Source organism: Brevibacterium sp. CSND-B09 (assembly GCF_052906525.1).
On record NZ_JBREGI010000001.1, the window covers coordinates 4113843 to 4139548 of the forward strand.

The 25706-nt window shown below is 64.2% G+C and carries 24 protein-coding genes; 17 read left to right on the forward strand and 7 right to left on the reverse strand.

Going from position 1 to position 25706, the window contains the following annotated elements; genetic code table 11:
• The first annotated feature begins 23 nt into the window (after positions 1-23).
• The 9 genes from ACU4IU_RS18370 to ACU4IU_RS18410 all read left to right on the forward strand — a co-directional run bounded on the left by ACU4IU_RS18370 (position 24) and on the right by ACU4IU_RS18410 (position 9195).
• Positions 24-1010: an SDR family oxidoreductase gene (locus ACU4IU_RS18370; RefSeq protein ID WP_139467219.1), complete on the forward strand. Its 987-nt coding sequence runs from the start codon at positions 24-26 to the stop codon at positions 1008-1010.
• A gap of 103 nt (positions 1011-1113) precedes the next feature.
• Complete coding sequence (locus tag ACU4IU_RS18375; RefSeq protein ID WP_139467218.1) at positions 1114-2472, forward strand: flavin monoamine oxidase family protein; 1359 nt, start codon at positions 1114-1116, stop codon at positions 2470-2472.
• 1 nt (position 2473) lies between these two features.
• Positions 2474-3997 (forward strand): APC family permease, encoded by a 1524-nt coding sequence (locus ACU4IU_RS18380; RefSeq protein ID WP_181270495.1) that lies wholly within the window; start codon positions 2474-2476, stop codon positions 3995-3997.
• A complete protein-coding gene (locus ACU4IU_RS18385; protein WP_139467216.1) occupies positions 3994-4401 on the forward strand; it encodes a helix-turn-helix transcriptional regulator in 408 nt (135 codons plus the stop codon). The genes ACU4IU_RS18380 and ACU4IU_RS18385 overlap by 4 nt, the downstream gene beginning before the upstream one ends.
• A gap of 19 nt (positions 4402-4420) precedes the next feature.
• The gene (locus ACU4IU_RS18390) at positions 4421-4831 is read left to right on the forward strand and encodes a VOC family protein (protein WP_139467215.1); all 411 of its coding nucleotides are present in this window, start codon (positions 4421-4423) and stop codon (positions 4829-4831) included.
• Positions 4832-4836: 5 nt separating this feature from the next.
• The gene (locus tag ACU4IU_RS18395; protein ID WP_446657542.1) at positions 4837-7209 is read left to right on the forward strand and encodes an ATP-binding cassette domain-containing protein; all 2373 of its coding nucleotides are present in this window, start codon (positions 4837-4839) and stop codon (positions 7207-7209) included.
• Positions 7210-7380: 171 nt separating this feature from the next.
• Positions 7381-7851, forward strand: coding sequence for a transglycosylase family protein (locus tag ACU4IU_RS18400; RefSeq protein ID WP_282433169.1), 471 nt, complete (start codon positions 7381-7383; stop codon positions 7849-7851).
• Positions 7852-8202: 351 nt separating this feature from the next.
• Complete coding sequence (locus ACU4IU_RS18405; protein WP_139467212.1) at positions 8203-8628, forward strand: DUF1801 domain-containing protein; 426 nt, start codon at positions 8203-8205, stop codon at positions 8626-8628.
• 48 nt (positions 8629-8676) lie between these two features.
• On the forward strand, positions 8677-9195 hold the full coding sequence (locus ACU4IU_RS18410; protein WP_218973596.1) for a hotdog fold domain-containing protein: 519 nt from the start codon (positions 8677-8679) through the stop codon (positions 9193-9195).
• 37 nt (positions 9196-9232) lie between these two features.
• Here the strand turns inward: ACU4IU_RS18410 and ACU4IU_RS18415 are convergent, their stop codons facing one another.
• On the reverse strand, positions 9233-9793 hold the full coding sequence (locus ACU4IU_RS18415; RefSeq protein WP_446657543.1) for a maleylpyruvate isomerase N-terminal domain-containing protein: 561 nt from the start codon (positions 9791-9793) through the stop codon (positions 9233-9235).
• 241 nt (positions 9794-10034) lie between these two features.
• Between ACU4IU_RS18415 and ACU4IU_RS18420 the strand changes: the two genes are divergently transcribed.
• The 5 genes from ACU4IU_RS18420 (at position 10035) to ACU4IU_RS18440 (ending at position 14969) form a co-directional block, all read left to right on the forward strand.
• Positions 10035-10781, forward strand: a complete 747-nt coding sequence (locus ACU4IU_RS18420) for a DUF5058 family protein (protein ID WP_139467210.1) — start codon at positions 10035-10037, stop codon at positions 10779-10781.
• 9 nt (positions 10782-10790) lie between these two features.
• Positions 10791-11528 carry a hypothetical protein gene (locus ACU4IU_RS18425; protein ID WP_139467209.1) on the forward strand — a complete coding sequence of 246 codons (738 nt, stop codon included), beginning with the start codon at positions 10791-10793 and terminating at the stop codon, positions 11526-11528.
• A gap of 94 nt (positions 11529-11622) precedes the next feature.
• Positions 11623-12864: an amidohydrolase gene (locus ACU4IU_RS18430; RefSeq protein WP_446657544.1), complete on the forward strand. Its 1242-nt coding sequence runs from the start codon at positions 11623-11625 to the stop codon at positions 12862-12864.
• Positions 12861-14294: an amidase gene (locus ACU4IU_RS18435; RefSeq protein WP_139467207.1), complete on the forward strand. Its 1434-nt coding sequence runs from the start codon at positions 12861-12863 to the stop codon at positions 14292-14294. Before ACU4IU_RS18430 ends, ACU4IU_RS18435 begins: the two co-directional genes overlap by 4 nt.
• 159 nt (positions 14295-14453) lie before the next feature.
• The gene (locus ACU4IU_RS18440; RefSeq protein WP_139467206.1) at positions 14454-14969 is read left to right on the forward strand and encodes a ferritin; all 516 of its coding nucleotides are present in this window, start codon (positions 14454-14456) and stop codon (positions 14967-14969) included.
• Between the two features lie 147 nt (positions 14970-15116).
• Here the strand turns inward: ACU4IU_RS18440 and ACU4IU_RS18445 are convergent, their stop codons facing one another.
• The gene (locus ACU4IU_RS18445; RefSeq protein ID WP_139467205.1) at positions 15117-16049 is read right to left on the reverse strand and encodes an AEC family transporter; all 933 of its coding nucleotides are present in this window, start codon (positions 16047-16049) and stop codon (positions 15117-15119) included.
• 82 nt (positions 16050-16131) lie between these two features.
• On the opposite strand from ACU4IU_RS18445, the gene ACU4IU_RS18450 reads away from it, so the two are divergent.
• A complete protein-coding gene (locus ACU4IU_RS18450; protein ID WP_139467204.1) occupies positions 16132-16602 on the forward strand; it encodes an Hsp20/alpha crystallin family protein in 471 nt (156 codons plus the stop codon).
• Positions 16603-16715: 113 nt separating this feature from the next.
• On the opposite strand, the gene ACU4IU_RS18455 is transcribed toward ACU4IU_RS18450, so the two are convergent.
• A complete protein-coding gene (locus ACU4IU_RS18455; RefSeq protein WP_139467203.1) occupies positions 16716-17450 on the reverse strand; it encodes a class I SAM-dependent methyltransferase in 735 nt (244 codons plus the stop codon).
• A 129-nt stretch (positions 17451-17579) separates the two neighbouring features.
• On the opposite strand from ACU4IU_RS18455, the gene ACU4IU_RS18460 reads away from it, so the two are divergent.
• Positions 17580-18839 (forward strand): aminotransferase class I/II-fold pyridoxal phosphate-dependent enzyme, encoded by a 1260-nt coding sequence (locus tag ACU4IU_RS18460; protein ID WP_139467202.1) that lies wholly within the window; start codon positions 17580-17582, stop codon positions 18837-18839.
• A gap of 84 nt (positions 18840-18923) precedes the next feature.
• Here ACU4IU_RS18460 and ACU4IU_RS18465 read toward each other — a convergent pair whose 3' ends face one another.
• From ACU4IU_RS18465 to ACU4IU_RS18475, 3 genes are read right to left on the reverse strand one after another with little or no spacing between them, the layout of a single operon-like run.
• The gene (locus ACU4IU_RS18465) at positions 18924-19778 is read right to left on the reverse strand and encodes a 3-hydroxybutyryl-CoA dehydrogenase (RefSeq protein ID WP_139467201.1); all 855 of its coding nucleotides are present in this window, start codon (positions 19776-19778) and stop codon (positions 18924-18926) included.
• 50 nt (positions 19779-19828) lie between these two features.
• Positions 19829-20335, reverse strand: a complete 507-nt coding sequence (locus ACU4IU_RS18470; RefSeq protein ID WP_139467200.1) for a peptide deformylase — start codon at positions 20333-20335, stop codon at positions 19829-19831.
• Positions 20328-23729 carry a pyruvate carboxylase gene (locus ACU4IU_RS18475; protein WP_139467199.1) on the reverse strand — a complete coding sequence of 1134 codons (3402 nt, stop codon included), beginning with the start codon at positions 23727-23729 and terminating at the stop codon, positions 20328-20330. The genes ACU4IU_RS18470 and ACU4IU_RS18475 overlap by 8 nt, the downstream gene beginning before the upstream one ends.
• A 175-nt stretch (positions 23730-23904) precedes the next feature.
• On the opposite strand from ACU4IU_RS18475, the gene ACU4IU_RS18480 reads away from it, so the two are divergent.
• Positions 23905-24750: a ParA family protein gene (locus tag ACU4IU_RS18480; protein WP_446657545.1), complete on the forward strand. Its 846-nt coding sequence runs from the start codon at positions 23905-23907 to the stop codon at positions 24748-24750.
• Between the two features lie 202 nt (positions 24751-24952).
• On the opposite strand, the gene ACU4IU_RS18485 is transcribed toward ACU4IU_RS18480, so the two are convergent.
• A complete protein-coding gene (locus tag ACU4IU_RS18485; RefSeq protein ID WP_101544153.1) occupies positions 24953-25534 on the reverse strand; it encodes a MerR family transcriptional regulator in 582 nt (193 codons plus the stop codon).
• Positions 25535-25706 lie beyond the last annotated feature (172 nt).

A 25706-nucleotide genomic window follows, 5' to 3' on the forward strand; every position in this document is an offset into this window, starting at 1 on the left:
TGGAAGCCGATGAGACTGTTCCCATGAATACACCGACACCGGAATCAGCTCACGCCGCCGACCCCGACGACTTCGCTCCGTTGTCCCAACGTGCACTGAGCGGCAAGGTCGCCCTCGTCGCCGGGGCCACCCGAGGAGCCGGCCGCGCCATCGCCCGGGACCTCGCACGCGCCGGCGCCTTCGTCCACTGCACCGGCCGATCGACCCACGAGCGTCCCTCCGACTACGCACGCACAGAGACGATCGAAGGCACCGCCGCCCTCATCACCGACGAAGGCGGCCAGGCCGAAGCCCACGTCTGTGATCACCTCGATCCGGCCCGGATCTCACAGGTGATCGGCCAGATCGAAGCCGACCACGGTCGTCTCGACATCCTCGTCAACGACATCGGGGGAGAAGCCTACGTTGAGTGGGGCACACCGTTCTGGGAGACCGAACTCGATACCGAGATGCGCTTGTTCCGGGCGGGTCTGCTCACTCACCTGCACACCGCACATGCCGCCCTGCCCCTGCTCACAAGGAATCCGGGCGGTCTCCACGTCGAGATCACCGACGGCACCGCAGAGTTCAACGCGGGCCATTACCGGGAGAATATCTTCCTCGACCTCACGAAGACGGCTGTGAGCCGTCTGGCCTTCGGGCTCGGCCACGAACTCGCCAAGGTGGAAGCGACTGCGGTCGCCATCACCCCCGGTTGGCTGCGCTCGGAGATGATGCTCGATCACTTCGGCACCACAGAGGATGACTGGATGCGCGACTCGCTCGACGAAACCCGCACCGAACCGCCACGTGATTTTGCGATCTCCGAGACGCCTCATCTGCTCGGTCGTTCCGTTGTCGCACTGGCCGCCGATCCCGACCGGCACAGCTTCAACTCGACGACGCAGGACACCCACGGATTGGCCCTCCACTACGGATTCAATGACCTCGACGGTTCGCGACCCGATTCGTGGAGCTTCATCACCGCCCTCGAGAACGACCCTGCGGCGGATCCTCGCGAGTTCCGCTGACCGCACGGGCGAGTGCGGATTCCGCACTTGCCGAATCCGTCTTGGCACGGGCCCGGGACCTCGTTAGTCTGAAGCCACCCAATCGCTTCAGGAGGAGTTCGCCGTGTCCGCAGAAACCCGTGACGTCGTCATCATCGGAGCAGGCCCATCGGGCCTGAGCGCCGCCCGTCGGCTGCGGAAGGCCGGACGCAGCGTCATCGTTCTCGAGGCCCGTGACCGCGTGGGCGGCCGCACCTGGACCGAGCACATCGACGGGCAGATGTTCGAACTCGGCGGCCAGTGGATCTCCCCGGACCAGACCGCGCTGCTCGCGCTCGTCGACGAACTCGGCAAAGAGACCTACCCGCGGTACCGTGACGGAGACAGCGTCTACATCGCTCCCGACGGAACTCGCACCGTCTACTCGGGAGAGATGTTCCCGGTGGGGGAGTCGACCCAGTCCGAGATGGAACGTCTCATCGGCATCCTCGACGAACTCGCCGCCAGGATCGGTCCGAATTCACCCTGGGATGCTGAAGACGCTGCCGAACTCGACTCGATCTCCTTCCATCACTGGCTGCGTGAGCAGTCCGCGGACGAACTCGCATGCGAGAACATCGGGCTGTTCGTCGCCGGCGGCATGCTGACCAAGCCCGCCACCACCTTCTCAGCACTCCAAGCCATTCTCATGGCCGCCTCGGCGGGATCGTTCACGAATCTCGTCGACGATCACTTCATCCTCGACCGTCGTGTCGTCGGCGGAATGCAGTCGGTTTCGGTGCAGATGGCCGAGGAACTCGGTGAGGACATCGTCCGTCTGCAGCAGCCGGTCCGTCGGATCGAATGGTCGGAGACCGGCGTCAGCGTTTCCACCGACGAACTGACAGTCAGCGCAGGCCAGGCGATCGTCGCCGTGCCGCCGAACCTCTACTCGCGCATCAGCTATGACCCACCTCTGCCGAGGCTTCAGCAGATCTTCCACCAGCACCAGTCGATGGGGCTCGTCATCAAGGTCCACGCCACCTACGACACCCCGTTCTGGCGCGAAGACGGTCTGTGCGGAACCGGTTTCGGCGCCTCCCGTCTTGTCCAAGAGGTCTACGACAACACGAACCACGGTGAAGAGCAGGGTACTCTCGTCGGCTTCATCTCCGATGTCAACGCCGATGCCATGTGGGCCCTGGACGAAGAGTCCCGCCGGACGAAGATCCTCGAAGCCCTCGCCGAGTTCCTCGGCCCGAAGGCACTCGACCCCCGGGTGTTCTACCTCTCCGACTTCGGCGCGGAGGAATGGACCCGCGGAGCCTATGCGACCAGTTATGACCTTGGGGGTCTGCACCGGTGGGGTCCGTTCCAGAACGACCCGGTCGGGCCCATCCACTTCGCCAGCTCCGATATCGCTGCCGAAGGCTACCAGCACGTCGACGGAGCGGTGCGCATCGGCACCGCCACCGCCGAGAGGATCCTCGGCGAGAAGTCCTGAGATGAGCAGCACACAGCCGTCACCGTCGACGAACACGAGCGGACTGAGCTCGAAGGGACTCTCCGCCGGCAAAATCGGAGCCATCGGGGGAGCCGTCATCGGCATCTCCTGCATCGCTCCGGCCTATACGCTGACCTCGGGACTGGGTCCGACGATCTCCGAGGTCGGGGTGCACACCCCGGCCGTGCTGCTCATCGGCTTCGTGCCGATGCTGCTCGTCGTCTTCGGCTACCGGGAACTGAACACCGCGATGCCGGATTCGGGCACCACGTTCACGTGGGCGACCAGAGCGTTCGGACCCTGGCTGGGCTGGATGGGCGGCTGGGGACTCGTCGCCGCCACCGTCCTTGTGCTGTCCAACCTCGCGGCCGTTGCCGTCGACTTCCTCTTCCTCCTCCTGTCCCAGGTGTTCTCCGATCCGTACATCGCCGAACTCACTCGAGTGTTGTGGATCAACATCCCCGTGACGATCATCCTCACCGCCGCTGCGGCCTGGGTGTCGTATCGGGGAGTCGAAGCCACCGAGAAGCTGCAGGTGTGGCTGGTTGCCTTCCAGGTGCTGGCGCTGGGCTGGTTCGTCGTCGCCGCGATTGTGCAGGCTTCCAATGGCACCTCCTACGATCCGACCCCGGTGTCTCTCGACTGGTTCAATCCGCTGTCTGCTGGCGACTTCTCCACCGTCGCTGCGGCCGTATCGCTGTCGATCTTCCTGTTCTGGGGCTGGGACACGGTGATCACGATGAATGAGGAAGCGAAGGATCCGGAGAAGACTCCGGGTCGCGCGGCGATGCTCACGATCATCGCGATCGTCATCATCTACATCGCCTGTACGATAGCCGTCATCTCCTTCGCAGGGGTCGGCACCGAAGGGCTGGGTGCGGGCAACCCCGATAACCAGGAATCGATCTTTGCCTCACTCGCCGGCCCGGTCATGGGGCCCTTCGCTGTGCTCGTGTCCATTGCGGTGCTCTCATCTTCCCTGTCCTCGCTGCAGGCGACGATGGTCTCGCCCTCGCGGACGATCCTGGCAATGGGCCACTACGGGGCGCTTCCGGAGAAGTACGGTCGGGTCTCTCCCCGCTACAAATCCCCATCGGTCGCCACCGTCACCTCGGCGGGGGCCGCGATCATCTTCTATGTCGTCATGCGCCTGCTCTCGGAGAACGCTCTGTGGGACACGATCACTGCGCTGGGACTCATGGTCTGCTTCTACTACGGCATCACGGGTCTGGCCTGCATCTGGTATTTCCGACGCAGCCTCTTCGCCTCGACCCGCACATTCTTCTACCGGTTCCTGTTCCCGCTCATCGGGGGCGTGACCCTGCTGGTCATCTTCGTCACCACCGCAATCGACTCGCTCGACCCCGACTACGGTTCGGGATCCTCGGTCTTCGGCGTCGGACTCGTCTTCGTCCTCGGCATTGGGGTGCTGGCCCTGGGCGTGGTCATCATGATCATCCAATCCGTCCGCCATCCCGACTTCTTCCGCGGCCGCACCCTGAAGCAGGGAGTCGACGAGGGGTGAACGAACAGCTGGTGGCTCTGCGCCGGGTCCGGGACCGCATCGACCGCGAGTTCGACCAGCCCTTGAGCGTGGAGGCCCTCGCCACAGGCGTGCACATGTCCGCCGGGCACCTCAGCCGCCAGTTCAGAGCGGCTTTCGGCGAGTCGCCGTATTCGTATCTCATGACGCGCAGGATCGAACGGGCCATGGCCCTCATCCGCCGCGGCGATCTCACGATCACCGAGATCTGCTTCACCGTCGGCTTCTCGTCCCTGGGCACCTTCAGCACTCGCTTCAGCGAACTCGTCGGACTCTCACCGACCCGTTACCGCGACGGGGTCGCCGCAGGCGAGCATCGGCTGCCGACGATCGTGGTGAAGAATGCACTGCGACCGGTCAGGAATCGAGAAGTCCCACCGAGCTGAGCAGTCTACGATTGCTGACATGGACATCTCGATCAACGCCAGCTTCCTGCCGCACACCGATGCGGAAGAATCCCTGACCTTCTACCGTGACATCCTCGGCTTCGAGCTGCGCCTCGACGTCGGTGCCGGACGCATGCGCTGGCTGACGGTGGGACCGGTCGGCCAACCCGACACATCGATCGTGCTCACCCCGCCCGTGACCGACCCGACGATCAGCGACACCGAACGGGAGACCATCGAAAGACTCATCGCCAAAGGCAGCTATGCCGCGATCGTGCTCGCGACACCGAACGTCGATGAGGCCTTCGCCGAGGTGGAGGCCAAGGGCGCCGACATCGTGCAGGAGCCGATGGACCAGCCCTATGGTCTGCGAGACTGCGCCCTGCGGGACCCCGCCGGGAACATGATCCGCATCCAGCAGAGAGACTGACACCAGTGCACAGTGCAGACAGCCACGACCTCATCCGAGTCAGCGGAGCCAGGGAGAACAACCTCAAGAACGTCAGCGTCGAGATCCCCAAGCGCCGTCTCACGGTCTTCACCGGCGTGTCCGGCTCCGGAAAGAGCTCACTCGTCTTCGACACCATCGCCGCCGAGTCCCAGCGGATGATCAACGAGACCTACTCCGCCTTCGTCCAAGGCTTCATGCCGGCGATGGCCCGACCCGAGGTCGACGTCCTCGAGGGACTGACGACGGCCATCATCGTCGACCAGGAGCGGATCGGGGCGAACCCGCGCTCCACGGTGGGCACGGTCTCTGACATCAATGCGAAGCTGCGCACCCTCTTCGCGCGTCTGGCAGAACCGAACCTCGGATCGACGAACGCGTATTCCTTCAACGTCGCCACCCTGAGCGGCAAGGGCGCGGTGACCATCGACAAGGGCGAGGGCAAACAGGTCGAACGGAAGGCATTCTCCGTCAACGGCGGCATGTGCCCGCACTGCGAGGGCATGGGCACAGCTACGGACATCTCCATCGCCGAGGTGGTCGATGAGTCGAAATCCCTCAATGACGGGGCCATCACCGTTCCCGGGTACAAACCCGGCGGCTGGTCGGTGCGCATGTTCTCCGAATCCGGGTACTTCGATCCGGACAAACCGGTCGCCGATTTCGATGAGAAGGAGCGGCACTATCTGCTCTATGCCGAAGGCGAGAAGGTCAGGATCAATGGCACCAACATCACCTTCGACGGGCTGATCCCGCGGATCCAACGGTCGTTCCTGTCCAAGGACCGGGACTCGATGCAGAAGCACATCCGCGAATTCGTCGACCGTGCCGTCGTCTTCACCACCTGCCCCGAATGCGCAGGGACACGGCTCAACGGAGCCGCCCGGTCCTCGCTGGTCGCCGGCAAATCGATCGCCGATGTCTGCGCTCTGCAGATCTCGGACATCACGGGTTGGTTGGACCAGATCAAGCCGGGAGCCGCCTCGGCGCTGCTCGATTCCCTGCGTGCGGATGTGCGCGCCTTCAACGACATCGGCCTCGGTTATCTGTCCTTGGACAGATCAGCCGGATCGCTGTCCGGGGGAGAGGCGCAGCGGATCAAACTGGTCCGCCACCTCGGGTCCTCGCTCACGGACGTCACCTACGTCTTCGACGAACCGACGATCGGCCTGCACCCACACGACATCCGATCGATGAACGAACTCCTGCTGGCGCTGCGGGACAAAGGCAACACGGTGCTCGTCGTCGAACACAAACCCGAGACGATCCTCATCGCCGATCACATCGTCGATCTCGGTCCCGGAGCCGGCAGCAACGGGGGAGAGGTCACCTTCACCGGCACCGTCGACGGTCTCCGGGCATCCGATACGCTCACCGGTCGCCACCTCGGATACACGGCGTCGCTCAAGGAAAAGGTGCGGGAGCCGGCGGGAGCTCTCGAGATCCGCGACGCCGGGTCGCACAATCTGCGAGATGTCGATGTCGACGTGCCCCTCGGCGTGCTCACCGTCGTCACCGGCGTCGCAGGGTCAGGTAAGAGCAGCCTCATCGAGGGATCCCTGCGTGGACGTGATGGGGTCGTGATGATCGATCAGGCGCCGATCAAGGGATCCCGGCGCAGCAACCCAGCCACGTATACAGGGATGCTCGAGCCCATTCGGAAGGCATTCGCGAAGGCCAATGGGGTCAAGCCCGCTCTCTTCAGCGCGAACTCCGAAGGTGCCTGTCCCGTCTGCAACGGGGCCGGAATCATCTATTCGGATATGGCGCTCATGGGCGGCGTGTCCGCACCCTGTGACGAGTGCGAGGGCAAGGGTTTCCAAGCCGAGGTGCTCGAGTTCGCCTTGGGCGGACTGAATATCCGTGAGGTCCTCGACCTGCCCGTTGACGCGGCGATCGAGCATTTCGGTGCGGGGGAGTCGCGTATCCCTGTGGTCGTGAAGATTCTGAAGATCCTCGCCGAGGTGGGACTCGGCTATGTCAGCCTCGGTCAGCCGCTGACGACTCTGTCCGGGGGAGAGCGGCAGAGATTGAAGTTGGCGGTCCATCTGTCGGCGAAGGCCGCTGATGCCGCGCAGGTGATCATCCTCGACGAACCGACGACCGGTCTGCACTTGGCCGATGTCGAGAATCTGCTCCAGCTCCTCGACGGGCTCGTCGATTCGGGGCGGACCGTCATCGTCATCGAACACCATCAGGCCTTGATGGCTCACGCCGATCACATCATCGACCTGGGGCCCGGCGCCGGACATGACGGAGGGTCGATCGTCTTCGAAGGCAGCCCGACTGAGCTGGTCGCAGGGGCGAAGGCGAACGGATCGCTGACCGCGGAGCATCTGGCACAGTACGTGAATTCCTGACCGGGGGAGCCGCTGCTCTTCAGGCCTCACTCAGGTTCCGCGGAGGCGATTCGGATGCTGAAATTCACGGTCTCGGGTTCAAATGCGGCAGTTGATTCGTTACGGTGTATAACGGCTCGGTAACGACCGGGTTACAGAACCGAAATGCAGTCGTACTTTGGAGAAGACACAGTGAACCTCTACAGCACAAGCCTCCGCAAGGTCGCCCTGCTCGTCGGCGCCGGCGCTGTCGCAGCCGCCGGGCTGACCGGAATGAGCGCAGGGCAGCCGGCCCAGGCATCTGAGAAGGGCGTCTGGGACAAGGTCGCCGAATGCGAATCCGGCGGAGACTGGCACATCAACACCGGCAACGGATACTACGGCGGACTGCAGTTCTCCAAGCAGACCTGGAACGGCTTCGGCGGTTCGGGCACTGCGGATGAGCACAGCAAGAAGGAACAGATTCGGATTGCTCAGAAGGTCCTCAAGGAGCAGGGGCCGGGCGCATGGCCGACCTGCGGTGAGAAAGCCGGACTGACGAAGTCCAATGGCGCTGCCGACGACGGAGGCGGCAAGAAGGACGATGGCGGCAAGAAGGACGACGGTGGCTCTGACGACAGCGGCAAGGTCGGCCTCGGCGGCAACGTCACCGTCGGCAGCTGAGACCACACGATGATCTGACGATCAACGATCTCCAGGCATGAACTCGTACGCAGCGATCGTGATCATGGAATGGCCGTGAGTGACCCATGCGTCGCTCACGGCCATTTCTGTCGGTGAGGGTCGTCGCTGCGCATTGTGCTTTCGTGTCGGGAGCGTCATTCGTGAGTTACGAAGCTCCTCTCCGTCTTCGGATAGAACGCCGATAATATACATTATGTTAAGTCAAGATTGAGAGCCGAGCCGCTTCCCCGTGGTTTCGCCTATAGAGTTGATGCTGACGATCGATGGCCGCAGATGTGTTCTGCGATCTGATGGTCCAGGTCTTCTGCTGAGTTCTGACTGGGAGGCGAAATGGCGACGAAGCAACCAGCAATGCGACCGACAGGCGAACCCGTCGATGACGTGCTCGACCGTGCAGGCGGTCCCAGGCGCGCCGAGGCTGATCGCCTGCGCGAGATCCTCACAGAGATCTCCGGCGAAGAGCCCGTTGTCTGGGCCTCACGCATCATCGGATTCGGCGAGGTCGAGTATCGCTACGAATCAGGACATGGCGGCACGATGCCGGTTCTCGCGTACTCCCCTGCCTCGCGTCAGCATACGATCTATCTCACGAGCGACTATGAGGACCGTTGGCCCGACCTTGCCTCCAGGCTCGGCAAGTACCGCAGCGGCACGTCGTGCCTGTATCTCACGCGCTTGAATGATGCCGACGAATCGGTGCTGCGTGAACTCCTCAAGCGCACTCGTGACCACACGCTCGCCGAATGGTCCGACTGATAGCATGTGTACTGAACAGTAACTCAGATCACAGTGAAGGGCGCCTCCATGACCGCAGACACCACAGCCGTGCAGACCGCCGAATCTGCACCCACCTTCAAGCTCTGGAAGAAGATGCAGGAGATGCCTCTGGGCGGCCTCGTCGGTTCATGGCTGTTCTCTCAGGGCATCTGCTTCAAGGCACCCTATTTCCGTACTGTGCGCCCGCAGATCAAAGAGCTGCGACCCGGGCTGTGCCGCGTCACTGCGCCCAACCGCCGTGGAATGCACAACCATATCGGCACCTATCACGCAATCGCGTCGTGCAATATGGCCGAAGTCGCCGCCGGTGTCATGACGGAAGCGACCGTGCCGCCCACTCACCGCTGGATCCCAGCGGGAATGACCGTGGAATACAACGCCAAGGCCAGCAAAGGGGCGGTCATGGCAGTCACCCGGCTTGAAGAGATCCCCGAATTCGGCGACGAGAAGTTCGACCTGATCGTCCCTGTGGATGTCCTCGACGCGAATGGCATCGCCTTCGTCACCGCACGCATCACCATGTACATCTCACCGAAGAAGCGCTGAAGCACCGCGGATCCACCAGGTCACCGCCTGGAACCCTTTACCGGCCCGACAGCAGCAACACGCGCTGAGCGTGCGTGACTCCCCCGCCGATCGGGCGTGGCGGCCTGTACCCGCCCTCAGGCCCTAAGTCGATGATGAGATCGCCGAGCTCGGTTGAGATGAACTCGGCAAGGCTCTCATTGATCGGCCAGTCATGTCCGGTGCCGCGTGAGAGATCAGCGGCATGGAGTGCGAGCTCGAGAATGCGCATCTGCACCAGCTGCGCTCCCGGGATGCTGCCGATCCGGTGAGCGACGGGCGCGTGGAGGTCGCATTCGTACACCAGCGCCCTGAACGACCTCTCGTGAGTCCAGAAGGAATCGAGCATGTCCTCTCCGAGCTGATCGGCTCCCCTGGTGGCTTCGACTTCCTCCGTGCTCGCCTGCTGCAGCAGCTTCGTGTAGCGGACTCCCCCGCCGATCAGGTGATTGATGAGCTCCGCATTCGACCATTCCGCCGCCCCGCTCGTCCGGTTCAGATCGGAGGTGCGGACTCGACGGAGGGCTGTGACCCAACATGCTTCTGCCTGATCGAGCTGAGTGGTCGTGACTTCATCCATGCCCTCAGCCTAAGTCCGGATGCCTGGGACCGTACCGACGATCTCGGGTGGTGTCGTTCCGCAAGGCGGGAAGGGCATCAGAAATCGCTCCGCTGAATCTCGAGTGTTGAGAACTTCTGGTCAAACCATGGTCCTGACCGTTCGGTCAGTATAAGTTGTTCCTGCGCGCTGCGTGATGGTATACCAATGTGGATCGCCGTCCTGCGCCCCTGCAACTCGACAATGAAGTGAGGAGCTGACCATGACCGTGGCCAGCGGTTCGGCCGACTACATCGGCCTCGCAAACGCACCGATTCTCTGGATACTCGCGATGGCGGTGATGGGTGTCGTCGTCGTTCAATCGCTCATCTACATGACCGCGGTGAAGAAGAACGCCGAGTCCGCGGGTATGAGCCAACAGGAAGTCCGTTCGGCCTTCCGCGCCGGCGGTGTCGCCGCCATCGGGCCATCGCTGTCGGTGGTCCTCGTCGCCATCGCTCTGCTGCCTCTGTTCGGCACTCCCCCGGTCATCGTCCGCGTCGGACTCATCGGGTCCGCCGCCACCGAGGTCGCATCTGCGTCCCTGGCGGCAGGCACCATGGGTGCCAACCTCGGTGATGAGACCTTCACTCGCGGCGTGTTCATCGTCGCCCTCATGGCGATGAGCCTCTCGGGCGCCGGCTGGATGATCTCCACCCTCATCCTCACCCCGATCTTCAAACGCAGCTCTCACAAGCTCGAGAAGGTCAATCCCGCACTCATGTCGATCATCCCGGGTGCGGCACTGCTCGCGGCCTTCGCGGCGCTGACCTTCCGTGAGCTGCCGAAGTCACCGACCCATGTCATCGCCGTCATCGTCTCGGCAGTGGTGATGAGCATCTGCCTGCTGCTCGCCAAGACGCTCAAACAGAACTGGCTGAAGGAATGGGGATTGGGAATCTCCCTGCTCATCGGCCTCGTCGCCGCCTACTTCGCCCACTATGCCGGTCTCGGCATGCCCGAAGCCTGAGGAGAGACTATGTCATCGATCATCACATCACCCTCGCACGCGGCATTCGAGCGCACCACCAGCCGGTGGGGCTCGATCACGCTGTTCATCGGATTCCTCATCGCCACCTCGGTGCCGTTCTATCTTCTGTTCGTCGCCGACGCGAACATCGATCTCGGAGAGATCCTCAAGGGATTCCTCGCCGTGTTCGCCGTCTACGGAGTCTTCTACATCGTCGAACCTCTCACCTATTTCCCGATCCTCGGACCCGCCGGGATGTACCAGGCCTTCATGATCGGCAACGTCGCGAACAAGCTGCTGCCCTCGGCGATCGTCGCCCAGGACACGATCGGGGCGAAGCCCGGCACCCGCAAGGGAGAATACGCGGCGACGATGGCCATCTGCGGAGCCGCGATCATCCACGTCGCCTCGATGGTCATCTTCGTCGGCATCCTCGGCACCTGGCTCGTCTCCCTCATTCCCGAGCCGGTGACCCTCGTCGCGAAGCTCTACATCCTCCCGGCGATCCTCGGCGGTGTCACCGTCCAGCTCATCGCTTCTCTCAAGCAGCTGAAATCGACGCTCATCGCCCTCGGCATGGCGGCGCTGGTCATCCTCGTCCTCGTCAGACTGGTTCCCGTGCTCGCGCCCGGCGACGTCGCCATCGTCGTGTTCCTGACCATCCTCATCACATGGTTCACCCGCAACAAGGCGGTCACGGACAAAAGACCCGACAGCGACGGCACCGACACCGTCGGCATCAACTGAGGGCTGACAACGTTCGGTGCTCGTCTGCCGAGACCGACCCCCGCATCCGACAATTCCTGCCAAGATGGCACCAGACCTCTGCTGAAAGGACATCATGTCACTCAACTCCGCCCTCCGCGCGTCGATCAGTGCCAATCTTGACCAGACGATCGCCGACTACAAGCACTTCCACCGCACTCCCGAGCTGTCCATGCAGGAGACGAACACCGCCGCGGAGATCGCCTCCCGGCTCCAGGCCCTCGGACTGAAGACACACACCTTCGGCGGAACCGGAGTCGTCGCCGTGATCGAGAACGGCGACGGCCCGGTCATCGGCTACCGTGCCGACATCGACGGACTGCCGATCAGCGAGGACACCGGACTCGACTATGCCTCCACGGCGGACGGCACTCTTCCCGACGGCGAGACGACGAAGGTCATGCACGGCTGCGGCCACGACACTCACATCACAGTCGGCCTCTACCTCGCCAAGCACCTCGTCGCACACAGGGACCTGTGGTCGGGAACAGTCGTCATGCTCTTCCAGCCCGGTGAGGAAACCGGCCAAGGTGCGCGCGCCATGCTCGATGACGGGCTCTGGGATGAGATCGTGCGCCCCGAGGTCATCTTCGGTCAGCACGTGTGGCCCGGTGCCGCCGGTCACCTCTACGTCAGCAGCGGCACCGCCATGGCGATGTCCGACTGCCTGCGCGTGACCGTCAAGGGCAAGCAGGCACACGGATCCCAGCCGGAGAACGCGATCGACCCGATCGTCCTCGGCGCCTATATGATCACCCGCCTTCAGTCGGTCGTGTCACGCGAGATCTCCGGCCGCGACATGTCGGTCGTCACCGTCGGCACCTTCCACGGCGGACTCAAAGAGAACATCATCCCCGACTCCGCCGAATTCAAACTCAATATCCGCACCTTCACCGAGGAGGTCCGCGCGGTCGTCCTCGACCGGGTCCGCCGCATCATCGAAGCCGAGGCTCTTGCCTCCGGAGCTCCGGAACCCGAGATCGAAGAGATGTATCGGTTCCCGCGGTGCTACAACGACCCCGAGGAGACCGAGTCGTTCCTCACCCATGTCGGAGCCGAACTCGGCACCGAACAGGTCCACCTGTCCGAGCCCGCCACCGGCAGCGAGGATGTCGGAGCGTTCGGCGATGACATCGGAGTCCCATACGTGTACTGGTTCTTCGGCGGCTACTCCCCCGAGAAGTTCGCCGATGGTCAGACCCCGCCCGGGAATCACTCCCCGTTCTTCGCTCCCGACGATGTCGAGACCACTCTCGAGACGGGCATCAGAGCCGCGTTGTCCGCGGTGCTGAGCAAGGTCGGAAAGGACCGCGCATGAGCGAGGAGGTGCTGTGGTGGTCGACCCGTGAGCTGGCCGGCCGAATCGCCGCCAAAGAAGTCTCTGCTCGGGAGGCTCTGCAGGCCCATCTCGACCGCATCGATGAGGTCAACCCTGCTCTCAACGCCGTCGTCACACGAGACGACGAAGCTGCCTTCGCTCAAGCTGATGCCGCAGACGCAGCAACCGCCCGCGGTGAGAGCTTCGGTGCCCTGCACGGAGTGCCGATGACGCATAAGGACACCCACGACACGGCAGGTATGCGCACGACCTGGGGTTCACCGCTCATGGCCGATCGCGTGCCCGAAGCGGATGCGCTCATCATCGCCCGGCTCAAAGCCGCCGGCGTCACGACGACAGGCAAGACGAACGTGCCCGAGTTCGCCGCCGGCTCCCACACCTACAATGAGGTGTTCGGCACAACCGTGAACCCCTACGACCGGACGAAATCGGCATCGGGATCCTCCGGCGGTGTGGGGGCGGTGCTCGCGGCCGGGATCCAGGCGTCAGGCGACGGATCAGATATGGGCGGATCACTGCGGTCGCCCGCATCGTTCAACAACGTCGTCGGTCTGCGACCGAGCAACGGCCGTATCCCCCACGTTCGACCGGGCAACCCCTTCGCGTGGCTGTCCCAGAGCGGATTCATGGCACGCACGGTCTCCGACGTGGCGCTGCTCATGTCGGTGGCTTCGGGGCCACATCCTTCGGCGCCGGAATCGATCCTGGAATCGGGCAGTGTCTTCGACCTCCCGGAGTTCGCACTCGACGCCGACCGCTCCCCCGACCTCGCCGGACTGCGGGTCGGCTTCAACCCCGACCTGGACGGACTGCTTCCGGTCGAATCCGAGGTGCAGGAGATCGTCGCTTCCGCCGCGCCGGTGTTCGGCAGCCTCGGCGCGCATGTGGACGAAGAGATCCCGGATCTCACGGACGCCGACGAGGTATTCAACGTCCGCCGCGCCCTCGACTTCGTGGGCTCCTGGGGCGGTCTGTATGAGGCGCACCCGGACAGAATCAAGGAATCGGTCCGGTGGAACATCCGCATGGGCCTCGACCTCACCGGTGCCGAGGTGGCTTCGGCCGAATCAGCACGCACCCGCCTGCACGCGGAAGTCGACAGCTATTTCGCCGGCCATGACGTCCTCGTGCTCACCACGTGCCAGGTCCTGCCGTTCGATGCGGACATCGAGTATCCCAGGCAGATCAACGGGGTACAGCTGGAGAACTATCTCGATTGGATGCGGGCACTGTGCCTCATCTCGGCGACGGGCTGCCCAGCCATCTCGGTACCCGCCGGCTTCTCGGCTTCCGGCCTGCCGGTGGGTGTCCAGATCGTGGCGAAGCCGGGGGCGGACGTCGAGCTGCTGCGAGTCGCTCATGCCTTCGAATCCGCCACTGGACATCACCTCAGACGGCCGGACCTCTGATCGGCATTCTGCGCAGGACGCGGCGTCGGTCGAGGCAGGTATGGCATACCTGGGCAGAGTTTGCCGAGCCTTTCCACACTGGAACGGTTCTAGAAAAGGTGTCAGGATATTCTCTAAGCAGGCGGAACGGATCCGCCTCGAACCGCAAAGGAGTAAAAGATGCACCTGAGCCCCGCTATGCAGAAGGTCCTCAACGAGCAGGTCACCCTCGAACTCGAAGCCTCGTTGGTCTACCTCCAGCTCTCCATCCAGCTCGATGATCTCGATCTTCCCGGAATGACGCGCTGGATGCGCGCCCAGTCCGAAGAAGAGCAGGTTCACGCCGCCAAGTTCACCCAGCACTGCCTCGACCGCGGATTCGCCCCTCAGATCGGCGACATCGCCGCTCCGAAGGTCTCCGGTTCGCAGCCGATCGACTTCTTCAAGGCTGCACTGGCCCATGAGGAGAAGGTCTCGGAGTCCATCCGCAACATCTACCGCACCGCTCAGGACGAGGCCGACCTCGACGTCCTGCCGCTGCTCCACTGGTTCATCGACGAGCAGGTCGAGGAGGAGTCGAGCATCTCCGAGATCATCGGTCGCCTTGAGCGCGTCGGCAACGACGGTGCCGGCGTCCTGCGCATCGATTCCGAACTCGGCTCACGCCACCCTGATATCACCGCCGACAGCGAGTGAGAACTGCATGACCGCTCCGGCTCAGCGCTCCGAGCGAGCTCTATGAGTCGAGTGTGAACTCGAATCGAGTACTCAAGCGGCCGATCCCAGCACGGGATCGGCCGCTGACGTATGCAGGACCGAGGTTGCGGGGAGACCGGTCCGTCCTCAGCCGAGGACCGACTTGCCGATGAGCAGCACGACCGGCAGGGACACGAGCATGACGACGGTCTGACCGGCGATGAGTGCAGCCATGAGCTTCGCATCTCCCCCGAGCTGCCGGGCCATGACATAGCCCGAACTCGCCGTGGCGATCGACTGGAAGAGCAGCCCGACCAGCGCCGACACCGTCGGGACTGCCAAGAGAGACAGTGCGACGAGGGACAGCCCCGGCAGCACGATCAGCTTGACGATCGTTGAGACGATGATCGCCCGGGCATGGGCACGCATCGAGAACACCTGCAGACCGGCACCGACGCAGAGGAGCCCGATGGGCAGCGAGGCGGCCGCCAAGGGTTCGAGGACCGTGGCCGCCACGTCCGGCAGACCCAGACCGCTGACATTGGCCGCGGCTCCCGCGACGCAGCCGAGCACGAGAGGATTCGTCACGATCGCCTTGAACAGCGCGAGCAGCGAGCTCGGTCCGGTGCGCAGGAACTCGAAGCCGAGGCTCGAGATGACATTCACCGTGGGGACGAGGATCGCCGCGATGATCGCGGCCACGGCGCTGCCTTCGGAACCGAACAGGCTGCCCGCCAACGACAGGCCGATATAAGTGTTGAAGCGGATCCCGCCTTGGAGCACGGAGGTGAAGGCCGGAAGATCGCGGGCGATGACCCGGCGGGCGAGGACGATGCCCAGGGACACGATCACGGTGGGGATGACGAGAGCCGCTGCCAAGCGCGCGAGCGGGACATGGGCCACATCTACCTCGGCGACGGAGGTGAAGAGGAGCACCGGAAGGAGACAGTAGTACGCGAGCTTCTCCGCGCCCGACCAGAATTCCGGACTCCGAAATCCCGGCAGTCTCTTCAGCACGAGACCGAACGCGATGAGCGCCGTGACGGGAAGAAGGGCGAGGAGTATGGGAACCAGGCTCACAGACTGAGAATTTCATGAGTTTGGAATCATTTCAAAGTTGAGTGTGTTTGACTCAATGTAGGACCCGAACGAAAGGAAGCACATGGCTACACGTTTCGACCCCATCCGTGACCTCGACCGATTCTTCTCCGAGGTGACCCGCACTCCGAACGCCACCACCTTGCCGATGGACCTCTACCGCGACGGCGAAGTCTTCATCGCGCGCATCGATATGCCCGGAGTCGATCCGAGCAGCATCGATGTCGACGTCGAAGACCGCACGCTCACGGTTCGCGCTCGCCGCGAGTCCGAGGTCGCCGACAAGGACGTGAAGTGGCTGACCCGAGAACGCACCAACGGCACCTATGCCCGCCAGCTCACGCTCGGCAACCGGGTGGCGCTGGATCGTATCCGCGCCGACTACAGCGACGGTGTCCTCACGCTGACGATCCCCGTCGCCGAGGAGGCCCGCCCCCGGAAGATCTCCGTCTCCCATGCAGCCGGACAGACCTCCCCCGAGGTGGTTGAATCGTCTTCGTCCGACGAGCCCCGCTCCCCCGGCCTCGACAGCTGACACCGGCGCCGGATTCCGACGGAATCACGGTGGCCGAGGTTCGGACGCCGAGGCGTTCCCCGGTTGCCAACAGCGGGCCGCACCCTCATCGGGTGCGGCCCGCTTCGTGCGTTTCAGGCCCGTTCGAGGAGATACGCCAGGCACATATACGGCAGATCCACTGTGCCGGACACAGGATGCTCGACACTGAAGTACTCGCGCAGGTTCGCTTCGACTCGGGCTCGTGTCCTCTCGTTCGAGCGCAGCCAATACGACCGTGTGCGAGCGAGGTCGACGATTCCGTCGACGGCGAGCTCCGTGGTGAATTCGACGAGCCTGTGGTCGGTGAGAGCCAGACCGTTGCCGGGCTGAGGTCGGTACTGCGGTCGATAGACGTCGCCCGCGTGCATGATCCGGCTCAGGCGCAGCACCCAGTCGACGCGGACATCGAGTTGGTTGATGAGGATGAGCAGCCGGCCTCCCGGGCGAAGGATGCGCGCCATTTCGGCGGCTGCTTGCGCTTCGTCGAACCAATGCCAGGCCTGCGCGACAGTGACGAGGTCGAGGCTCTCTGCTTTCAGGCCGGTGTCCTCAGCGGTGCCGATCTTCGTGGGGGCAGGATTGCGTTCGAGTGCGGCTGTGTCGGGATCGACGGCGATGAGATCAGCACCGTGTGCGAGCAGCCGGCGGCTGAGGATTCCTGTTCCCGCACCGAGGTCGCATACGCGCAGACCGGACCATTGCGGCTCCCAACCGGTCAGCGCGAGGTCGAGGGCGGAGTCGGGATATCCGGGCCGCACCTCGTCATAGACTCCGGCCTGGGTGCCGAAACTGCGTCCGTGGGCGGCCTGCGCACGTGGTCGCACCATCTGAGTCTGCCTTTCATCGAATTGCCTGCGGTCGTCCGGGTCACCGCTGCAGACCACTCTAGCGCCGTCGACATTCGCCGAGTCGATAGGATGGAGTCAACGGCCCGTTCCCAGCCCTAAGGAGCCAGCATGTCCGCACCGTCCGACCTCTCGTCCAAACTGGACGAAGCCTCCGCCGCATACGAGGAATTCGCCTCGCGCGGTCTCGCGCTCGATATCACACGGGGCAAGCCGGCCCCGGAGCAGCTCGACCTCGCTGCCGATCTGCTCACTGCGGTCAGCGGCGACGACTTCCGCACTCCCGGTGGTGTCGATACCCGCAACTACGGCGGACTCGACGGACTCATCGAACTGCGGGAGATCTTCGCTCCGCTGCTCAAGGTTCCGGCCGATCAGCTGCTGGCCGGCGGCAATGCCTCGCTGACTTTCATGACCCAGGCGCTGACCTTCGCCCTCATGCACGGCACGGTCGTCGATGATCGCCCGTGGGGGCAGGGTCCGCATAAGCTGCTGTGTCCCGTGCCCGGTTACGACCGCCATTTCACCCTGGCCGAATCCCTCGGGTTCGAGCTGTTGACCATCCCGATGGATGACGAGGGCCCGATCATCTCCGAGGCGCAGCGTCTGGCCGAAGATCCGGCGGTCAAGGGCATGTGGCTGGTGCCGATGTATTCCAACCCGACCGGAATCACGGTCACCGAAGCGCGGGCACGGGAGCTGGCTGCCATGCCGACGGCGGCGCCCGACTTCACTCTGCTGTGGGACAACGCCTACGGGGTGCACCATCTGCGAGAGGACCATCCGGACAATCTCGACATCCTCTCCCTCTGCGCAGAGGCGGGTCATCCCGAACGCGCATGGGTCTTCGCCTCGACGTCGAAGATCACTCATGCCGGGGCCGGTGTGTCGTTCTTCGCCGGAGGCCCGGCCACGGTCGATTGGATGCGAGCGAACCTCGGGAAGGTCGCGATCGGCCCTGACAAGATCAACCAGCTGCGCCATGTCCGGTTCTTCTCCGACCCGGCCGGGGTCGAAGCACATATGCGCAAGCATGCCGAGATCGTCGCACCGAAGTTCGACGCGGTGCTCAAGGCGCTCGAGGACGGACTCGGAGCGGAAGAGCTGGCGCAGTGGACCTCCCCGGACGGCGGGTACTTCATCACTCTGACGACGATGGAGGGCATCGCCGATCGCGTCGTCAAACTCGCAGGGGAAGCCGGAGTGAAGCTGACTCCTGCCGGTGCCACACACCCGTACGGTCTCGACCCTGACAACAACATCATCCGCATCGCGCCGACGATGCCGACCCTCGATGAGGTCGAACTCGCCGCTCAGGGTCTCGTGGCGTGTGTGCGCCTGGCCAGCTATGAGAAGCTGCTCGCCGGCTGACACCCGAACGCTGCCTGCAGACAAAGACAGGTCCGCCCCGAACCGAAGGGTTCGGGGCGGACCTGTCTGTACCGGAGCGTCAGATCAGTATTCGTAGAATCCGCGTCCGGACTTCACACCGAGCAGGCCGGCATCGACCATGCGCGACAGCAGGATCGGAGGCTTGTTCGCCGGGTCACCGGTCTCCTCATACATGCTCTCTGCTGCATAGAGACAGGTGTCGAGACCGACGAGGTCGGCCAGCTTGATCGGTCCCATCGGATGGGCGCAGCCGCCGACCATTCCCGCGTCGATGTCCTCCTTCGTCGCGTGTCCGGCCTCGAGCATCCGGACCGCACTGAGCAGGTACGGGATGAGCAGGGCGTTGACGATGAAACCGGGGCGGTCATCGGCCTGGATCGGATTCTTCCCGAGCACATCGGCGACGAAGGACGTCACGGTGCTGCGGACATCCTCGGTGGTGAGCACCGAGGACACGATCTCGACGAGCGGCTGGACCGGTGCGGGGTTGAAGAAATGCACACCCAGCACGCGTTCGGGGCGCGAGGTCGCCTGCGCGAATCGGATGATCGGCATCGACGAGGTGTTCGAGGCCAGGATCGCTTCCGGGTCGGTGACGACCTGGTCGAGCTCGGCGAAGATCGACTTCTTGATGTCCTCGTTCTCACTGGCCGCCTCGATGACGAGCTGACGATCGGCGAGATCGCTGATATCGGTGGTGAACCGCAGTCGGCCGAGCGCCTCGTCACGGGCAGCGGCATCGAGTTTGCCCTTGTCCACTGCGCGAGCCAGGGACTTCTCGATGCGGGCACGACCGGCGGCCGAGGCCTCCTCGTTGATCTCGCGGACGATGACGTCGAGACCGGACTTTGCCAGCACCTCGGCGATTCCGGCTCCCATGAGTCCGCTGCCGATGACGGCGGTGCGCTGGATGCTCATAAACTTCTCCTTCTTGGTCTATATGGTCGGTCGGGTGCGAATGACTCGGCTCAGGGCATTCGGGCGAGGAACCAACCGGCCGAGCGGATGGCTTTCATGGCCTCCCGCCGGCGTTCCCCGGGCAGAGTCTGGATGTAGACCTGCCCGTCGAGGTGCCCCACCTCGTGTTGGAGCATCTGGGCGAAGACTTCCGTGCCTTCGATCTCGATCGGCTGATTCTTCGCATCCACCCCGCGTACCCGAGCGAATTCGTAGCGTGGGGTGGGGAAGAACAGCCCGGGAACGGAGAGGCAGCCTTCTTCGATATCTCGCAGCTGCCCGCCGAGCTCGACGATCTCCGGGTTGATGACATATCCCGTGCGACCGTCGAGGTCGTAGCCGAAGGCTCGCAGTCCGACCCCGATCTGCGGAGCGGCGACGGCCGCACGGCCCTCGGGCCGTGCGGTGTCGACGAGGTCGGCTGCCAGAGCTTCGACGTGATCATCGAAGACCATCACCGGTTCGCACTTGCTGCGGAGCACGGGGTCTCCCCACAGTCGGATCTCACGTTCAGGCATCGATCACCACGACGAGGTCTCCGCCTTCGAGCTGCTGGACATCGGCGATGGCCACACGGGAGACGGTTCCGGCCGTCTGCGTGGTGATCGTCGCTTCCATCTTCATCGCCTCGATGGTGGCCACGGTGTCGCCGACGGAGACCTTGTCGCCCTCGTGGACCTGCATGGTCACAACACCGGCGAACGGGCTGCCGACGTGTCCGCTGTTATTCGGATCGGCCTTCTCCGCAGTCTTGACTTCGCTTTCGACGGACCGGTCACGCACCTGCAGCGGACGCAGCTGCCCGTTGAGGGTGAACATGACCGAACGCATCCCGCGCTCGTCAGTGCCGCCGATGGCCTGGACGCCGATGAGCAGGTTCTTGCCCTTCGCCAGCTCGACGGCATGCTCTTCCCCACTGGTGAGGCCGTAGAGGTACTCGGAGGTCTCTACGACGGAGAGGTCGCCGTAGTTCGAGCGCATCGACTGGAATTCCTTCGTCGGCCCGGGGAACAGCAGCTCGTTGAGCTTGTCCTTCCGGTCCCGGCCCGGCGTCTGCAGTGCTTCGGCATCCGCCGGTTCGAGATGCTCGGTGAGCGGCTTGGCGGAACGGCCGGCGAGGGCCTTCGTGCGGAACGGCTCGGGCCATCCGCCCGGAGGGTCACCGAGGTCACCGTTGAGGAAGCCGATCACCGAATCGGGAATGTCGAACTTGTCGGGGTTCTCCGCGAACTCCTCCGGCGCAACTCCGGCGCCGACGAGATGGAGCGCCAGATCGCCGACGACCTTCGAGGACGGGGTGACCTTGACGAGGTGGCCGAGAATCGAATCGGCGGCCGCATACATGTGCTCGATGTCCTCGAACCGCTCCCCCAGGCCCAGTGCGACGGCCTGCTGGCGCAGGTTCGACAGCTGTCCGCCGGGGATCTCGTGACGGTAGACGCGGCCGGTCGGTCCGGCGAGCCCGGACTCGAAGGGTGCGTAGAGTTTGCGCACCGATTCCCAGTAGGGTTCGAGGTCGCTGACGGCGTCGAGGCTGATGCCGGTGTCGCGCTCGGTGTTCTCGAATGCGGCGACGAGCGCGGAGAGACTCGGCTGGCTGGTGGTTCCGGCCATGGCCGCCGAGGCGGCATCGACGGCATCGGCACCGGCGGCGGCAGCTGCATAGAGGGTGGCCAGCTGTCCGCCCGCGGTGTCGTGGGTGTGGACGTGGACGGGCAGGTCGAAGTTCTCCCGCAGAGCAGTCACGAGCTTGACCGTGGCGGCAGGGCGCAGCAGGCCGGCCATGTCCTTGATGGCGAGCACATGAGCTCCGGCGCCAACGATCTGTTCGGCCAAGCGCAGGTAGTAGTCGAGCGTGTAGAGCTCTTCCTTCGGATCGAGGATGTCCGAGGTGTAGCACAGGGCCACCTCGGCCAGTGCCGTGTTCGTTCCGCGCACGGCCTCGATCGCCGGACGCATCTGCTCGACGTCGTTGAGAGCGTCGAAGATGCGGAAGATGTCGATGCCCGTGCGGGCCGCCTCATCGACGAATGCGTCGGTAACCTCGGTCGGGTACGGGGTGTAGCCGACGGTGTTGCGTCCGCGCAGAAGCATCTGCAGGTTGATGTTGGGCACCGCGGTGCGCAGGGCTTCGAGACGTTCCCATGGATCCTCGCCGAGGAAGCGCAGCGCCACATCATAGGTCGCACCGCCCCAGGCCTCGATGCTCAGCAGCTCGGGTGTCATGCGGGAGACGTGCCCGGCCACGGCCAGCAGGTCTCGTGTGCGCACACGGGTGGCCAGCAGGGACTGGTGGGCGTCGCGGAATGTCGTATCCGTGACGGCCAGGGAGCTCTGCTCACGCAGGGCGCGGGCGAAGCCCTCCGGTCCGAGCTCGGCGAGACGGTCGCGGCTGCCCGCAGCGGGTGCTGCGGAGAGGTCGATGCTCGGGAGCTTGTCGCCCGGACGGATGCGCAGGCCCGGTTCGCCGTGGGGGCGGTTGACCGTGACATCGGCGAGGTAGTCGAGCAGCTTCGAGCCGCGGTCGGCGCTCACTCGAGCGTCGAAGAGCTGCGGGCGTTCTTCGATGAAGGACGTGGACAAGTCTCCGGCGACGAATGCGGGATCATCGAGGACGGCCTGCAGGAAGCCGATGTTCGACGATACGCCGCGGATGCGGAACTCAGCCAGGGCGCGTTTGGCACGGCCGACGGCCTGAGCGAAGTCGCGGCCGCGGCACGAGAGCTTCACGAGCATCGAGTCGAAGTGGGGGCTGACGGCAGCACCGGCGTGGACGGTTCCGCCGTCGAGGCGCACACCTGCACCACCGGCAGAGCGGTAGGCGGTGATCGTGCCGGTGTCGGGGCGGAACGAGTTCGCGGGATCCTCGGTGGTGATGCGGCACTGGAGTGCGGCGCCCTTGATCCGCATCTCGTCCTGGCGCAGGCCGATCTCTTCGAGGGTGGCCCCGGCGGCGATGCGCATCTGCGAGGCCACGATGTCGACGTCGGTGATCTCTTCAGTCACTGTGTGTTCGACCTGGACACGCGGGTTCATTTCGATGAACACGTGCTTGCCGGCGCGCGGCCCGTCGGTTTCGAGGAGGAATTCCACGGTGCCGGCGTTCTGGTAGCCCAGCGCCTTTGCGAACTTCAGGGCATCTGCGTGCAGGGCGGCCGCGATCTCGGGATCGAGGTTCGGGGCCGGAGCGATCTCCACGACCTTCTGGTGGCGGCGCTGCACGGAGCAGTCGCGTTCGAAGAGGTGGATGGCGTTCGAGTCGTTGTCGGCCAGCACCTGGACTTCGATGTGACGGGGGCGCTGCACCGCCTGCTCGATGAAGACCGTGGGATCGCCGAAGGCGCCTTCGGCTTCGCGCATCGCGGCCTTGAGAGCGTCTTCGAGGTCGGAGGCCTGAGCCACGCGACGCATTCCGCGACCACCGCCGCCGGCGACGGCCTTGACGAAGAGGGGGTATTCCATCGATTCGGCATCGGCGAGCAGCTGCGCGATATCGGCCGACGGACGTGTCGAGTCGAGGACGGGGATGCCCGCATTGCGTGCTGCCGCCAGCGCCTGGACCTTGTTTCCTGCCAGTTCGAGCACATCGGCCTTGGGGCCGATGAAAGTGATGCCCGCTTCGGCACAGGCTCGTGCCAGATCGGGGTTCTCAGAGAGGAAGCCGTATCCGGGGTAGATGGCGTCGGCGCCGCTCTCCTTCGCCACCCGCAGCATCTCTTCGACGCTGAGGTAGGCGCGGACGGGATGACCCTCCTCACCGATCATGTAGGCTTCGTCGGCCTTCATGCGATGTTCGGAGTTGCGGTCCTCATACGGGAAGACTGCGACGGTGGAGGCTCCGAGCTCATAGGCGGCACGGAACGCACGAACGGCGATCTCTCCGCGGTTGGCCACGAGGACTTTAGAGAACATAGGTGTCTCTCACTTCTGTATCGGCCGCACTGGGCGACTGGTCGACAAGCTGTCGGGAACATACTCTACAAGTGACCTGGAACACCTCTGCGCCCGGGGGTCGACTTTGGACTGAGACGTGAGTCTCGGCGTGGTCGGCACGGCTCGGCAGCCGCCGATACGTTAACGTAGGAGGGTGCTTGTCCTAAGTATCAGCAGCCTCAAAGGCGGAGTCGGTAAGACATCCGTGACGCTCGGTCTGGCCTCGGCGGCCTACAACAGGGGGATTCCCACCCTGGTCGTCGACATGGACCCGCAGGCGGACTCGTCGACCGGCCTCGATGTGCCGACCTCGACGCGTGTCGACATCGCCGATGTGCTCGCTGCTCCGAAGTCCCAGAAGATCCTGTCCGAGGCGATCATCCCCTCCGGGTGGGTCGGTGACAGGCTCGGCCACCTCGATGTGATCTCAGGATCTCCGCGTGCCGCGGAATTCGATCGGCCTTCGCTGTCCGAGCGCTATCTGCGCCGGCTGGAAGATGCCCTGACTCGCATCGCGAAAGGCTACCGACTCGTCCTCATCGACTGTCCGCCCAGCCTCAACGGTCTCACCCGTACGGCGTGGACAGCGAGCAACCGAGTCGCGGTCGTCACCGAGCCCAGCCTGTTCTCTGTTGCGGCTGCCGACCGTGCCCTGCGGGCGACGGACGAGCTGCGGCAGCGTGGTGCCTCCGATCTGCAGCCACTCGGCCTGGTCGTCAATCGGGTACGTGCCGGTTCGACCGAACATGACTATCGCATCCAGGAGATGCGTGAGATGTTCGGTCCTCTCGTCCTCAATCCGCCCTTGGCCGAACGGGCCGTCATGCAGCAGGCTCAGGGATCGGCGCGTCCGATCCACTCCTGGCCGGGCAAACCCGCCGAAGAAGTCGCTGGCTCGTTCGACGCTCTTCTCGAACGAGCACTGCGCTCGGAGAACATCCGCGGACGACGCGGTGCCGCCCCGGCGAAGAACGGCGCTCAGCACCCCGAGCAGAAGTGAACGACTAGCTGCCCCCGCTCCCCCACCAACACGTCGACTGCCGTCGCGAACTCAGGTTCGCGACGGCAGTTCTCTGTTCCCGGGCGCCTCGGACACATTCGAGGCGCCCGGCGCCTCACCTTTCCGTTCCATACGACGACCGAGGCGGTCCGCTCGAACTGAGCGGACCGCCTCGGTGGTGGTGTGAGTACTCTGTCGGCTGTCAGCCGGACTTGCGTGCGCGACGGGCGGCGAGCTCATCCATGGCTTCGAGGGCCGCGTCGTCTTCTGGGACTCGTTCGCTCGGGAACTCGGACAGCGAACCTTCGACTTCGTTCCAGACGCGGCCGACGGCGATGCCGAAGACGCCCTGCCCTCCCTGGAGGAGGTCGACGACCTCATCAGGTGAGGTGCATTCGAAGACGCTGGCGCCATCGGACATGAGGGTGATCTGTGAGAGATCGTCGACGCCGCGGGAACGCAGGTGCTCAACCGCGGTGCGGATCGACTGCAGTCCGACGCCGGTGTCGAGAAGTCGCTTGACGATCTTGAGGACGAGGATGTCACGGAAGCTGTAGAGCCGCTGGCTGCCGGATCCGGTCGCATTGCGGATCGACGGGGTCACCAGATCGGTGCGCGCCCAGTAATCGAGGCGACGGTAGCTGATGCCGACGACCTTGCAGACGGTGGGACCGCGGTAGCCGGCCTCTTCATCGAGTACGGGCAGATCATCATCGAACAGCAGCCCTTGGGCTGCTGACGGCATCGGCGTCATGTCGACGCTTTCATGACTTGAGCGGTTCACACCGACTCCTCCTTAAAGTCCCTGGGGGAAGCGAAGGTCGCTTGGAAGGACCGAGAACATAGTCATTCTAGCTCTCTTCCCAGCGAACCTACAGTGGGATTCAACAACTCCAAGTTATTCTGCCGTCCCCGCCAGGACAAACATCTCGAGGTAACAATTTCCGCGTGTCGCC

What these genes read in the sequence shown, in the direction of transcription:
- ACU4IU_RS18370 (WP_139467219.1), top strand. Translation starts at nt 24, where the DNA reads ATGAATACACCGACACCGGAATCAGCTCACGCCGCCGACCCCGACGAC.
- ACU4IU_RS18380 (WP_181270495.1), top strand. Translation starts at nt 2,474, where the DNA reads ATGAGCAGCACACAGCCGTCACCGTCGACGAACACGAGCGGACTGAGC.
- ACU4IU_RS18390 (WP_139467215.1), top strand. Translation starts at nt 4,421, where the DNA reads ATGGACATCTCGATCAACGCCAGCTTCCTGCCGCACACCGATGCGGAA.
- ACU4IU_RS18405 (WP_139467212.1), top strand. Translation starts at nt 8,203, where the DNA reads ATGGCGACGAAGCAACCAGCAATGCGACCGACAGGCGAACCCGTCGAT.
- ACU4IU_RS18410 (WP_218973596.1), top strand. Translation starts at nt 8,677, where the DNA reads ATGACCGCAGACACCACAGCCGTGCAGACCGCCGAATCTGCACCCACC.
- ACU4IU_RS18415 (WP_446657543.1), bottom strand. Translation starts at nt 9,793, where the DNA reads ATGGATGAAGTCACGACCACTCAGCTCGATCAGGCAGAAGCATGTTGG.
- ACU4IU_RS18420 (WP_139467210.1), top strand. Translation starts at nt 10,035, where the DNA reads ATGACCGTGGCCAGCGGTTCGGCCGACTACATCGGCCTCGCAAACGCA.
- ACU4IU_RS18425 (WP_139467209.1), top strand. Translation starts at nt 10,791, where the DNA reads ATGTCATCGATCATCACATCACCCTCGCACGCGGCATTCGAGCGCACC.
- ACU4IU_RS18430 (WP_446657544.1), top strand. Translation starts at nt 11,623, where the DNA reads ATGTCACTCAACTCCGCCCTCCGCGCGTCGATCAGTGCCAATCTTGAC.
- ACU4IU_RS18435 (WP_139467207.1), top strand. Translation starts at nt 12,861, where the DNA reads ATGAGCGAGGAGGTGCTGTGGTGGTCGACCCGTGAGCTGGCCGGCCGA.
- ACU4IU_RS18440 (WP_139467206.1), top strand. Translation starts at nt 14,454, where the DNA reads ATGCACCTGAGCCCCGCTATGCAGAAGGTCCTCAACGAGCAGGTCACC.
- ACU4IU_RS18450 (WP_139467204.1), top strand. Translation starts at nt 16,132, where the DNA reads ATGGCTACACGTTTCGACCCCATCCGTGACCTCGACCGATTCTTCTCC.
- ACU4IU_RS18455 (WP_139467203.1), bottom strand. Translation starts at nt 17,450, where the DNA reads ATGGTGCGACCACGTGCGCAGGCCGCCCACGGACGCAGTTTCGGCACC.
- ACU4IU_RS18460 (WP_139467202.1), top strand. Translation starts at nt 17,580, where the DNA reads ATGTCCGCACCGTCCGACCTCTCGTCCAAACTGGACGAAGCCTCCGCC.
- ACU4IU_RS18465 (WP_139467201.1), bottom strand. Translation starts at nt 19,778, where the DNA reads ATGAGCATCCAGCGCACCGCCGTCATCGGCAGCGGACTCATGGGAGCC.
- ACU4IU_RS18470 (WP_139467200.1), bottom strand. Translation starts at nt 20,335, where the DNA reads ATGCCTGAACGTGAGATCCGACTGTGGGGAGACCCCGTGCTCCGCAGC.
- ACU4IU_RS18475 (WP_139467199.1), bottom strand. Translation starts at nt 23,729, where the DNA reads ATGTTCTCTAAAGTCCTCGTGGCCAACCGCGGAGAGATCGCCGTTCGT.